At 46.5% G+C, this 12,673-nt stretch carries 7 protein-coding genes; 2 read left to right on the forward strand and 5 right to left on the reverse strand.

The genetic code is table 11. From position 1 onward, the window contains the following. Positions 1 to 2,598 (reverse strand): type I DNA topoisomerase, encoded by a 2,598-nt coding sequence (topA, locus tag LSG37_RS00410; protein WP_233077890.1) that lies wholly within the window; start codon positions 2,596 to 2,598, stop codon positions 1 to 3. Between the two features lie 387 nt (positions 2,599 to 2,985). Between topA and astB the strand changes: the two genes are divergently transcribed. Next, positions 2,986 to 4,329 (forward strand): N-succinylarginine dihydrolase, encoded by a 1,344-nt coding sequence (gene astB, locus LSG37_RS00415; protein ID WP_233077891.1) that lies wholly within the window; start codon positions 2,986 to 2,988, stop codon positions 4,327 to 4,329. 114 nt (positions 4,330 to 4,443) lie between these two features. Here astB and LSG37_RS00420 read toward each other — a convergent pair whose 3' ends face one another. Then, a complete protein-coding gene (locus tag LSG37_RS00420; protein ID WP_233077892.1) occupies positions 4,444 to 6,696 on the reverse strand; it encodes an Ig-like domain-containing protein in 2,253 nt (750 codons plus the stop codon). 168 nt (positions 6,697 to 6,864) lie between these two features. Between LSG37_RS00420 and LSG37_RS00425 the strand changes: the two genes are divergently transcribed. Further along, positions 6,865 to 8,172 (forward strand): dicarboxylate/amino acid:cation symporter, encoded by a 1,308-nt coding sequence (locus LSG37_RS00425; protein ID WP_233077893.1) that lies wholly within the window; start codon positions 6,865 to 6,867, stop codon positions 8,170 to 8,172. A 270-nt stretch (positions 8,173 to 8,442) separates the two neighbouring features. Here LSG37_RS00425 and LSG37_RS00430 read toward each other — a convergent pair whose 3' ends face one another. The 3 genes from LSG37_RS00430 to LSG37_RS00440 form a co-directional block, all read right to left on the reverse strand. Continuing rightward, a complete protein-coding gene (locus LSG37_RS00430) occupies positions 8,443 to 9,093 on the reverse strand; it encodes a thiopurine S-methyltransferase (protein WP_233077894.1) in 651 nt (216 codons plus the stop codon). Between the two features lie 3 nt (positions 9,094 to 9,096). Beyond that, positions 9,097 to 10,086 carry a protease SohB gene (sohB, locus tag LSG37_RS00435; RefSeq protein ID WP_233078213.1) on the reverse strand — a complete coding sequence of 330 codons (990 nt, stop codon included), beginning with the start codon at positions 10,084 to 10,086 and terminating at the stop codon, positions 9,097 to 9,099. A gap of 168 nt (positions 10,087 to 10,254) precedes the next feature. Beyond that, a complete protein-coding gene (locus tag LSG37_RS00440; protein ID WP_233077895.1) occupies positions 10,255 to 12,663 on the reverse strand; it encodes a VolA/Pla-1 family phospholipase in 2,409 nt (802 codons plus the stop codon). Positions 12,664 to 12,673: the final 10 nt, after the last annotated feature.

Raw genomic sequence — 12,673 nt, forward strand, 5'->3', positions numbered from 1 at the left:
TTACTTCGCTTTTTCTTTTGTCACTACCCAGCGACCATTTTCGTACCATGCCGACCAGCCAGTGGCTTTGCCATCTTTTTCCGTCATTACATACTGCTGCTTGGTCTTACGACTCCAGCGGATGATCGTCGGATTGCCTGAAGCGTCAGCTGCCGGCGCTTCAGCCAGATAATGGAACTTCGGCATAATACGGTCTTTAAAACGCGCCAGTTCAGACACCAGTGGCGCTCGTGTTTCCCTCGATTTAGGGAAAGTAGCGGCAGCAAGGAATAAACCTGCAGCGCCGTCACGCAGCACAAAATATGTGTCTGACTTTTCGCATTTGAGTTCAGGTAAATGCACAGGATCTTCTTTTGGCGGAGCAGCTTCACCATTTTTCAACAGTTTACGGGTGTTTTTACAGCTGTCATTGGTGCAACCGAAATACTTACCAAAACGTCCTGATTTCAGCTGCATATCCGAACCACACTTCTCACATTCGATTAGCGGGCCATCATAGCCTTTGAGTTTAAACACACCAGCTTCAACCAAATAACCGTCACAGCCCGGGTTATTACCACAGACATACAGCTTACGCTGCTCGTCAATCAGGTAATGATCCATAGCAGTGCCACATTTAGCACAACGTTTTTTATGACGCAGTATTTCGGTTTCTAATTCGTCTTCATCTGCTACTTCTACCGCATCATCACCAGGAGTCAGGTTCATAGTGGTGGTGCAGCGTTCTTTTGGCGGCAGGTTGTAACCTGAACAGCCTAAGAACACGCCAGTAGATGCAGTACGAATACCCATCTGGCGGCCACAAGTTGGACAAGCAATATCCGTCAGCACAAACTGATTGGTGCGCATACCACCTTGTTCCGGGTCAGATTCCGCCGTTTTTAACTGCTGTGAAAAATCGCCATAAAACTGATCCAGCACTTTACGCCATTGCAATTCACCATGAGCAATATCATCAAGGCGCACTTCCATATTGGCGGTAAAGTCGTAACTCATTAAATCGCCGAAGTTTTCAACCAGGCGGTCAGTGACAATTTCGCCCATTTTTTCGGCGTAGAAACGGCGGTTGTCGACTTTGACATAACCACGTTCCTGAATAGTCGAAATAATAGCAGCATAGGTTGAAGGACGGCCTATACCGCGCTTTTCCAGCTCTTTAACTAAACTGGCTTCACTAAAACGAGCCGGTGGCTTGGTAAAGTGTTGGGCTGGAGTTAATTGCTCCAGCTTTAAGCTTTCGCCAGGTTTTACATCCGGCAATTCCAGCTCTTCTTCGTCTTTGCGTTTCTGCGCAGGCTGCACTTTAGTCCAGCCATCAAAACGTAATACCCGGCCTTTGGCTTTTAATTCAAAGTCAGCTGCAGCCACTGTGATCACAGTGACATCATACTGGGCTGAAGGCATTTGACAAGCGACAAACTGGCGCCAAATCAGCTCGTAAAGTTTACGGGCATCGGCTTCCATATCCTGCAGGCTGCTGGCCAAAACAAAAACATCTGATGGACGAATGGCTTCGTGCGCTTCCTGGGCATTGGCTTTGCTACCATAACTTAATGGCTGTTCTGGCAAATACTTGGTGCCAAAATTTTGTTCGATATAGTCACGACAAGCTGTCAGTGCATCGGCACTTAAGTTAGTCGAGTCGGTACGCATATAAGTAATATGGCCAGCTTCGTATAAGCGCTGGGCCAGCATCATGGTTTTTTTCACGCCATAGCCTAAACGGGTACTGGCGGCTTGTTGTAAGGTTGAGGTGATAAAAGGCGCCTGAGCTTTACTGCTCGATGGCTTATCTTCACGCTCAATGACTTCGTAGCTGGCTTTTTGCAATATGGCAACGGCAGCATCAGTCTGAGCTTTATTTTCAGGTCTGAAGGCTTTTCCGGCTTGTTTAGCTACATCCAACTGCAGGTTAACACCAGCTTTGGTTTGCGTATCAGCAGCAACAGTCCAGTATTCTTCCGGCACAAAAGCTTTAATTTCGCGCTCACGCTCCACCACCAACCGCACAGCCACAGACTGCACACGACCAGCAGATAAGCCTCGGGCTACTTTTTTCCACAGCAATGGCGAGACCATAAAACCAACAACCCGGTCTAAAAAACGACGGGCTTGCTGAGCATTAACGCGATGCTGATTGACTTCACCAGGTTCAACAAAAGCATTTTTTATAGCATTTTGAGTGATCTCGTTAAACACCACTCGCTTAAACTTCTGATGCTCGCCACCAATAATTTCCTGAAGGTGCCAGGCTATCGCCTCCCCTTCGCGGTCTAAGTCTGTTGCCAGATAAACGGTGTCCGCTTTTTCAGCCAGAGCTTTCAGCTCTTTGACGACTTTCTCTTTGCCGGGCAAAATTTCGTAACGGGCCTGCCAGTTATTGTTTGGGTCTATGCCCATACGTTCAACCAGAGCCTGATACTCTTTTTGCTCTTTGCTGAGCTTCGTTTTGTCTTCTTTGACTTTATCTTTGTTACTGCTGGTAGGCAGATCGCGGATATGACCAACGCTGGATTTGACGATAAAGTCATTTCCAAGGTATTTGTTGATGGTTTTAGCTTTCGCCGGTGATTCGACTATGACTAGTGATTTCGCCATTTTGTGATTGAGATCCCTGACCTTTTGGCGTGCCGGTGGGCACTTCTTTTTTAACGTATATCCGTAAACTCAAGTTGTGACAAGAGAATAAGTTCATTATTATGCCAGAAGGTCACAATTTAGTGACTTTTCGCTGAATAAATCAGCGGGACCTGCATAAAGTAATAAAAGTCGCAGCATACCGACAAGCGAGCGAGACCCGGAAGCATAGATGCCTTATGTGACAGGAGCGAGCGAAACTTTTGGAGCATAGTTGTCCTATGTGACTGGGGCGAGTAGTGCAGTCAACAACGCTGTGGCTTTAAGTACGCAGGGACAAAATGAAGCAACGGCCGCAATAATAATAAAAGCAGTGCCCCTTCCCAAAAATGAAGGAATAAAGCAAAAATGAAGTTCTTTGAAGCAAACTTTGACGGCCTGGTCGGGCCGACGCACAACTATGCCGGATTATCCATCGGCAATGTTGCCTCGCTAAATAACGCCAAAAACACCTCCAGTCCGAAACAAGCCGCTAAGCAGGGTTTGCAGAAGATGAAGTCTTTGTCTGAATTGGGTTTAGTACAAGGCGTACTGGCTCCACAGGAACGACCTGATGTCTATACGTTAAGACGTTTAGGTTTTACCGGCACAGACAGTGAAGTGATAAGTTTGGCGGCCAAACAAGCGCCAGCTGTGCTGAAAGCTGTCTGTTCGGCTTCCAGTATGTGGACTGCCAATGCTGCGACTATTTCACCCAGTGCAGACACAGCGGACGGTAAAATCCATTTTACGCCGGCGAACTTAACCAACAAGTTTCACCGTTCACTCGAACCTTTAACCACAGGCCGTATCCTTAAAGCTATGTTCAGTGATGACAAACACTTTGCTCATCACCAGCATTTGCCGGATAACGATCACTTTGGTGACGAAGGCGCGGCCAACCATACCCGCTTATGCAGTGATTATGGCGATGCTGGCGTTGAGTTGTTTGTCTACGGTCGTTATGCCTTTGATTCGTCTAAACCAGCGCCAAAACGCTTTCCGGCCCGCCATACCCTGGAAGCCTGTGAAGCAGTCGCTCGTTTGCATGGACTGTCAGAAAACGGCGCTGTGATGATGCAACAGAACCCTGACGTCATTGATCAGGGCGTCTTTCACAATGATGTGATCGCAGTTGGCAACCAAAACGTGTTGTTTTTCCACGAACAGGCTTTTGTTGATACCCAAAGCAAACTGGATGAAATTCGCCGCAAGTTTGGCACAGCAGCAGATTTACACTTTATTGAAGTAAAAACCTCTGAAGTATCAGTATCAGAAGCTGTGAAAACCTATCTGTTTAACACTCAGTTGGTCACTTTGCCAAATGGCGATATGGCTATTATTGCGCCAACAGAATGCCGCGACAGCGCCACTGTGTCGGCTTATCTGGAGCAACTGACAGGCCGGGGTACTCCGGTACGTCAGGTGCATTACTTTGATGTGAAACAAAGTATGCAAAATGGCGGCGGTCCAGCCTGTTTACGCCTACGTGTGGCAATGAGTGCTGCTGAACATCAGGCGGTGAATCCGGCTGTGCTGATGAACGACAGCTTGTTTATCCGCTTAAATCAGTGGGTAGACACGCATTACCGTGACCAGATCAGCGAAGCAGATTTAGCCGATCCGCAACTGCTGATTGAAAGTCGTCAGGCACTGGATGAACTAACACAAATCTTAAAACTTGGGTCTGTGTATCAATTCCAGCGTAATTAGATGGTAACAACCATATTGTCGTAACACTGTTTATAAAGGTTGCGACATAACTGTTATTGATGGGCATAAAAAAGGCGGAACCGATTTCCGCCTTTTTTTACACCAAAATACCCTTTAATTTATATCGGTACAGAACTCCCCCTCACCAAATGGATTTTTTGCTGGTGTAGCAGTTTGATCAGAAATATATTCTCCAGACACCCGGGTTCTGAACTCTCGGCTTGATATATTTTCGGTGCCATCAGCAAAGCCAGAGACGGTAATGAGAACTTCAGTCCATGGAGCAATATCCCTTGGATAAGTCATATCAAAAGTTGCAATACCATTGCTATCAGCTCTTACTGTCCTTGGCACCGATGCAACGTTACCAGGGGTTAGCTGCCCATCACCATTCGTATCTTCCGTAACATCTATCACTCCATCGCCATCGGTATCTTCTTCATCCAAAATTCCGTTGTTATTCACATCCTCACTGGCGCAATTAGTAGCAGCTTCGGAGCTATCTGCAACCCAATATTCAAATTCAATCGGATCAGGAAATTCATCCCACTCCCCTTTGTCATAACTCAAAGGTAATACTGAAACATTGAGATCTTGTCCTGCAACTGGATTACCGGACGAGTCCGTTACCAAAACAGAGAACTCTTGTGCAAATAAAGTGGTGCTTGGAGCTTTAATTGTATTTCCTGTACCAAAACGGAAAAATAATGTTCTGGCACCGACAGAGACGGGTACCTGTTTACTGATAGCGGAGTTATCAAGAACTGTTGCCTGTATGTTTAGGTTGGCACCTGTGCCTGCTCCTGTTGAGCTATCAGATGTAAACACTGTTGTTGCCAGACCTTGTGAATCGGAGATCGATGTAGCCGGATTGATTTGCCCTCCAGGAGCACCAACTAAAGTAAATGCAACAGTTGTATTTTTCACGGGGTTTTTATTTTGATCGCGAACTATTGCGCGCACAATACTTTGTTCTCCGGGGCCAAGCTGAGCAGGAAAAGCCTGGAGTTCAATGTTATCGGGAATAGTTGCGATAAACTCAACACGAGTCTGAGTTGTTAACAAATTAACAGACCCCTCCAAAACTTCAGTTGCTACTATATTTGCAAAACCAGCAAAGTCTGAATGAACAAACACATCCGCCCTCCCCAAAACAGTTTGTGCAGCTATGGAAATAGATGTCCCCGCTTCATCTTCACTGTCGCTGAGAGTGCCTCGAGTGGTTGTAAAAGTCAGTTCACCTCCTTCTTTAGCATTACCATTGACCAACCACTCCAGACTTAGCATACGGTCAAGATCCGCTACGGTACCTAAATCGACCTCTATCGCATCTGTTCTCAAAAACCTGAACTGGTCGGATTGAATGCTAATAGCTGCCACTGCAGTAGCACCTAAACCTGTCACTCGGAGCTCATCTGTGCCGCCCTGTGTTGCTCTGTAGGTAAAAGTCACCCTGCCACTATTACCAGCAGTCACCAGTGAAGTACTGGTAATAGGGTTATTCAATGAAGAAGTCACAGCTAAGGTCCGCCCCTGAATACCTTTGCCGTCAAAGTCGGTTAAATCCGCGGTAATAGTTACTTCGTCAGACAATACCATGGAGCGCGGAGCGCTGATCAGAATCGAGGTGCCAACTATATTAATATCTACAGTCGCGCTCTTATCCCCGACCGCAGCAGTCACTGTGACTGTGCGCAATGATGGGTCTACACTGCTGGATAAATTGGCCTTGGCGACTCCATCTGATTCTGTGACAGCACTAACCACTTCCAACTCCCCTGAGGATGAGCTGAACTGTACTGTGACTCCGGGTTGTAAGACATTATTGGTGTCCAGAACCACTGCAGACAAAGCGACTTGTGCTGTACTGCCGGAACCTAACTGCAAAGTATCAGCAATTAAGCGCAGTGAACCGACCGGCTTTTCAGGTTCTACATCATCAGCATCCCCCGCGGAAGTAAAACTAATGGTAGTGGATTGTCCACCTGTTAAAGTAGCGGCTATGGTACCGGCACCACTTTTGGTTCCGACCAACACTCCTATCACAGCAACACCATTGCTGTTGGTTTGCGCTGTGCCCGCTTCATTATTAAAGTTGGCTAAAAGTGCATCATTGAGACTAAAAGTCACCAGTTGCCCTGCCATAGAGCGACCGGTTGACGAGGTTAAAGTGGCTGTTAATGTCAGGGGCTGCGCTTTACTTACTTCAGAGGATACCACTGCGGCTGCGTTGGTCAGTACCAGACTGATAGTGATCACTTCGGTTGTACCACCGTCGTCGTCGTCATCAGTAATAGTGCCTCCACCACCACAAGCAGCTAACAGGAACAACAAAACGACGATAAAGTAGCACCTGACTCTAAGCATCTGGATTCTCCATTGGATGCGCTAACTTATTGTAATTATTCTAGCTTAGTCGAAACTTATTCAGTGGGCTAAGTCAAAGCGCAAAATAATTCCGTCAGTTGCGGTTTTTCTTTTGGCTCGCAAACTGTTAGGCTAAGCGGCATTTTCCGGGCTGATAACAAAATAAAAATGACTGCAAAAAAGAAATTAGGTCTAACCCCACGTATTCTGATTGGTATGGCACTGGGTATTCTGGTTGGTGCTTTATTTAAATTCCTGCTAGCAGGCGAAGCAGAACGAACCTTAAGTTTGTTTGGTGCAGAGCTGGGTTTACGGGCATTTTTTGTCGACGGCATTTTTCACGCGGGCGGACAAATATTTGTCGCCAGTTTGAAGATGTTGGTTGTCCCCTTGGTTTTTGTATCCTTGGTCTGCGGTACCAGCTCGCTAAGTGATCCAAACACGCTGGGGCGTTTGGGTGCAAAAGCTATGGGCTTATTTACATTAACCACAGCTATAGCCATTGCCTTGGCCATTTTCTTTGCCGTACTGATTTCACCGGGCGCTGGCGTCAACATGGTTGCCGACTCAACGTTTCAAACCGGAACAGCCCCTTCAATAGCCGAAGTTTTTATTAACATGTTCCCAAGCAATCCTGTTGATGCGATGGCTAAAGGGGAAATGCTGCAAATCATTGTATTCTCAGTATTGTTTGGTCTGGCTGTTGCCATGAGCGGCGAAGCCGGAGTTCGGGTTCGGTATTTCTTTAATGACCTAAACGAAGTAGTGATGAAGCTGGTTGGCTTTATGATGGCTTTAGCACCTTATGGTGTGTTCTTCCTTATGGCGAAGTTATTCACCACCCTTGATATGAAAGACATGGGTAGCTTGGTCTGGTATTTCGCTACTGTACTGTTTGTGTTAGTTTTCCACGGTTTTGTAGTTTATGGCACCTTGTTAAAAGTATTTGGCCGCTTAAGCCCGCTGATGTTTTTCCGCAAGATGAAAGATGCAGCTTTGTTTGCCTTCAGCACCTCAAGCAGCAATGCGACTCTGGCTGTTAATATGGAAACCACCACCAAAAAACTGGGGGTCAACAACAACATCGCTTCATTCACTATTCCTTTGGGTGCAACCATCAATATGGATGGCACAGCCATCATGCAAGGGGTTGCTACTGTATTTATCGCTCAGGTGTTTCAGGTGGATTTAACCACTATGGATTACCTGATGGTGATTTTGACCGCCACTTTAGCCTCTATAGGTACTGCTGGTGTGCCTGGTGTAGGTTTAATTATGCTGGCTATGGTATTGCAGCAAGTAGGCTTACCTGTCGAAGGTATAGCGCTGATTATTGGCGTGGACCGTTTACTGGATATGACCCGTACCGCAGTGAATATTACCGGTGATGCTATGGTGTCTTGCATTATCGCTAAAAGTGAAAATCAGTTTGATGCCGAGTGTTTTAACAACCCGGATGCAGGCAGAAACGTTTAATAAAGGACATCGTCGCAACAAGCACCCGGCCTCCGCCAGAGGCGAAGGCGTGATATCGTCCCTCCATGGACATCGTCGCAACAACGTTCCCGACAGTTGCGACATACCGTCCCTCCATGGACATCGTCGCAACAACGTTCCCGACAGTTGCGACATACCGTCCCTCCATGGACATCGTCGCAACAACGTTCCCGACAGTTGCGACATACCGTCCCTCCATGGACATAAAAAACGCCGCTTAATGCGGCGTTTTTTATGTCTTTTGTGATGTTACCACCGGATCCAGAACGCCTTTTCAACAAGGTTGCTGACGCTGAACTGGCGCTGCGCAAAAGGTCGTCCTGTCAGATTACGTAAAGCCAGCAGTTGAATTGATTCGGCAAAATCAAACAAGCTTCTGACTTCCTGCTCTGTCACCGAAAACGGCGGGCCGGACATTTCTGCTTGCGGGTATTCCAGGCTCAGCAGTAACAAAGAAACGGGTGCTGTACACAAGCGTTTTATCTGCTGCACATAGTCAATTCGCATCTGAGCAGGCAGAGCTATTAGTGCAGCTCTGTCATAAATCAGCCCGATATGGCCTAACTGTTGTGGTTCTAAAGCGAAAAAGTCACCTTGCCATATATCAACAGCCGGATGACTAAAGTGCTGAAATTCGTTTTGTAGAGAAATGGAAAACTCTTGCTGCTGTTCATGAAAAAACTGCTGACAAGCCAGTTCAGATAATTCAGCTCCAATCACTTTTCCATACCGGGCCAACCACCACAGGTCCAGACTTTTACCGCACAAAGGCGCAAAAACAGTTTTAGACTGCTGCCAGTTCAGTTGAGACAATACTACAGGCAACAGCGGGTGAATTCCATGTTGATGAAAGCCTATTCTTTGTTGCTGCCAGCAATTGTGCCAAAACTCAGACTGCATAACTTAACGCCAGAAACTAAGTTGCGACAATTTGTTCAGGCTGGCAGTCAGCGCAGAGCTTGCAGCTAAACCAACTTTTTCCGCTAGTTTGCGTTTGATCTGGTATTTCACCTGCACTACTTTTTTGGTTTTGAATTGCTGCACCAGATAGTCATCGCTGGTTTGTAACTGGTCTATTAAATTTAAATCCAGAGCCTGATAACCAAACCAATGTTCACCTGTGGCCACTTGTTCCATCACCAGTACAGGCCTGTGTTTAAACACAAAATCTTTAAACAAAATATGAGTTTGCTCCAGCTCCTGTTGAAACTTCTCGCGGCCTTTGTCGGTGTTTTCCGCAAAGACTGTCACTGTGCGTTTAAATTCACCTGCGGTGAACTGTTCGACATCTATATGATTTTTTTTCAACAATTTATGGAAATTTGGCAGTTGAGCCACGACACCAATAGAACCAACAATAGCAAAAGGTGCAGCTAAAATACGATCAGCAATACAAGCCATCATATAACCGCCACTGGCTGCAACTTTATCTACAGCTACCGTCAGACGGATATTTTGCTGCTTAATTCTGTCAAGTTGCGATGCAGCCAAACCATAACCATGCACTACCCCACCCGGGCTTTCCAGCCGGATCAACACTTCATCAGTTTCTGTTGCAACGGCAAGCACAGCTGTGACTTCTTCACGTAATGCTTCGACTTCATGCGCATCCATACTGCCATTAAAATCCAGCACAAAAAGCCGCTCCTTTGGCACGTCTTTTTGTTTCTGGCTTTTAACCCAAACTTTATAAGCTTTTTTATCCAGCAGTTGTTGCTGCAAATCAGCGGTTAAATCACGATAATCTTCAGATAGATCGCTAAACTCCAACTCACCTTTTTTAGCTTTTTGTTTGGCAGACACCACAACAGCAACAATAACAGCCACAGCAATGACGACTGTGGCTGTTTTCGCTAAAAATAAACCGTATTGATATAAAAATTCCACTTCTATTCCTTTTAAAGAAAAACTATTGGCATTGTAGCCTGATGTAGTATTAAAAAAAATCGCTATGGTTATAACACAGTCGACACGAGACCCGACCTGAGGCACATCGACACTTTATTTTTTGCCATAAAAAAAGCCCGGCATCAGAGCCGGGCTTTTACAGACATCAAAATATTAGTTGGCAGGAGCCATTACATCACCGTTGGCAACCACAACACCAGCACCACGCCCCATAAAGAAACTGACGCTTTGGCCTTGCATTTCTGTAGTGGCAGCAACACTGGCAGCAGGACTCAGAATTGAGCTGTGTCCACCTGCAATAAAGCGGCTTAACGCTGTGCCAGTCACAGGATAAGTACCTGCCACATTATTGACAGCTGAAGCACCTAATAAAGCAGCTAGAGGCTCAGTACCAGCCAAAGGCATAGCAGCAGAGCGATTTGGGATCACCTGGTCCGGTAACTGATCCGAACCGTTGCCTACCACTTCAATGATATAAGTTGGGGTTTCAGAAGCCACCAGCATAGAAGCATAGTTATTTGGATCACCTGCATCTGTTACTGTCTGCGCTGCAAAAGCAAAAGACGAGAACGAAGCGTTTAATGCAGCCAGTGCCGCCGGATTAGATACAGCAAGCGCCTGAACAAAGTCATTAAAACAAGCTGCATAAGGAGCTGTCTGACCTGCGCCACACGCATTGTTGGTAGCAAAGTCGATGTAACCCTGAGCAGTAGCACCACCAGCACCTAACAAAACGCTGGCTTTAATGGTTGGGCCAAAAGAAGCTGAATCCAACAGGAAGTTAGCCACAGCACCGCCAGGCATAGCTAAGGTTGCTGAGCGAATGTTATATAAGGCATCCAGTTGCGCGCTGCCGGTTGTACTGTTGGCCAAGGCCACCATAGCAGTACCAGAGATTGCACCCAACGAGTGACCTAAGAACTGCACATCCTGAGTGTTTAATAAACCTGGTTGGTTATTAAAATTCATGCCTAAACGTAAGCCCAACATATCAGCGATACTCTGACGTAAATTGTCTCGGGTCACTAACAGGTTCGAGAGATTCATATAGTCTGTGGCGCTGTTAGTTGAAGCATTGATCACCAAATCGCCCACTGTAAAACCGCGACTACCATGTAACGGATGGTCAATCGCAATAGTGGCAAAACCACGGGCAGATAAAGCACCTGTGATGGCCAGCATATCTTCTTTTCTAGAGGTAATACCATGTTGCAGTATCACTACAGGCCAGCCTGCTGCAGGTTTAACCAAACCTAAAGCGGCACCACGAACGTCGTCAGGTACAGTGACCTGCACAGCCAAAGTCTGAGTGCTGTTTACTTTAGGGATCACGTTAAACTTAGTCAGATGGCGTTGTTTATCCAGACCAAAATCTCGCAAAGCGCCATTTGAAGCCGCCTTACAGAAAGCATCATTGCCAGCTTGCGCCGGATCAGTGATGCTGTTTTCTAACGCAGTAATTTGCGCCTGACTCAAAGAGGCAATAATTGCGCCTGAATCACAACGGGCCATCCAGCGAGTGCTTAAAGGAGCCATTGGGTTTTCAGCTGTTGCAGCACCCAAATAGTACGGAAGGTTAATAGTACCGCTGTACAGTTTTGCCAGTTTAAAAATAAAACGTGGGTCAGCCAGACTATCCGCGACGGTTTGTCCCGGGAACAACAGATCAGAGACCACTGCACCAGTATCTGCAATCGCAACTGAAGGAGGAGTATTATTATTTAACGGACTTGGTGCCATCAATTGCTTGATAGTAGCAAATACCGGAGCCGTAGATTGAGTCGTAATAGCAGCAGTGTAGATAATGCCAGCTTTGTTAATCGACTGCGCAGAGACTGCATTTTCAAAACTGTTAATTACGCCTTGTAAAGCCAGCTGGGCAGCAGTGCCTAATGGCTTAGTGGTAATGTCCTGTTTAACCAACTCATAGGTGGTAGAAGGTGCGACAGAACGGCCTTCACTGTCTTTTAACGCATCAGTGAACACCAGAATATAAGTGGTGGCAGGTTTTAATGGTTTTAACGGGATCACAGCAATGCTGTTTCCGCTGGCTCGGGTCACATAATCAACACCAAAGGTCAGACTACCCACAGCCTTACAGGCAGCGCCACGAGGAACAGTACGACAATCTGCATCAGGTGAAGCAGGGTCGCCCATCAGGGTTTCCACTAAATAAACTGAACCTGGTTGCTGCACACTGGCTGCATCTAAGCTGACACCAGAGGTAAAGCTCAGTGCAATAGTAAATGGGTTTTGGGTAGACCAGCCATCTAATGCGCCTAACGCTGTTGAAGGATCGGCGTAGTTAGGTGCATCAAGATGGGCACCGGCTGCATTTTTTTCACCTGGCATAAACAAGGTACCATCTGTAGTGCCTTGTAATAACAAATCGTTAGGTGGTGATAACACGCCGTTGGCCGGGTCATAAACAACACGTGATAAAGGGATCTGAACCTCACCACCTGTTTGAGTATCGTCTTTAATTTCGTCCAGTGATTCGCCACCACAACCGGCTAAACCTAACGCACTGGCAATAGCAAAGCTAAGCAAAAGCTTGTTCATATCTTCTCCC

The sequence above is a fragment of the Rheinheimera soli genome (assembly GCF_021290985.1).
Taxonomy (GTDB): domain Bacteria; phylum Pseudomonadota; class Gammaproteobacteria; order Enterobacterales; family Alteromonadaceae; genus Pararheinheimera; species Pararheinheimera soli.

Excerpts from the sequence above, each read along its gene's own strand:
- topA (WP_233077890.1), bottom strand. The coding sequence starts at position 2,598 with ATGGCGAAATCACTAGTCATAGTCGAATCACCGGCGAAAGCTAAAACC.
- astB (WP_233077891.1), top strand. The coding sequence starts at position 2,986 with ATGAAGTTCTTTGAAGCAAACTTTGACGGCCTGGTCGGGCCGACGCAC.
- LSG37_RS00420 (WP_233077892.1), bottom strand. The coding sequence starts at position 6,696 with ATGCTTAGAGTCAGGTGCTACTTTATCGTCGTTTTGTTGTTCCTGTTA.
- LSG37_RS00425 (WP_233077893.1), top strand. The coding sequence starts at position 6,865 with ATGACTGCAAAAAAGAAATTAGGTCTAACCCCACGTATTCTGATTGGT.
- LSG37_RS00430 (WP_233077894.1), bottom strand. The coding sequence starts at position 9,093 with ATGCAGTCTGAGTTTTGGCACAATTGCTGGCAGCAACAAAGAATAGGC.
- LSG37_RS00440 (WP_233077895.1), bottom strand. The coding sequence starts at position 12,663 with ATGAACAAGCTTTTGCTTAGCTTTGCTATTGCCAGTGCGTTAGGTTTA.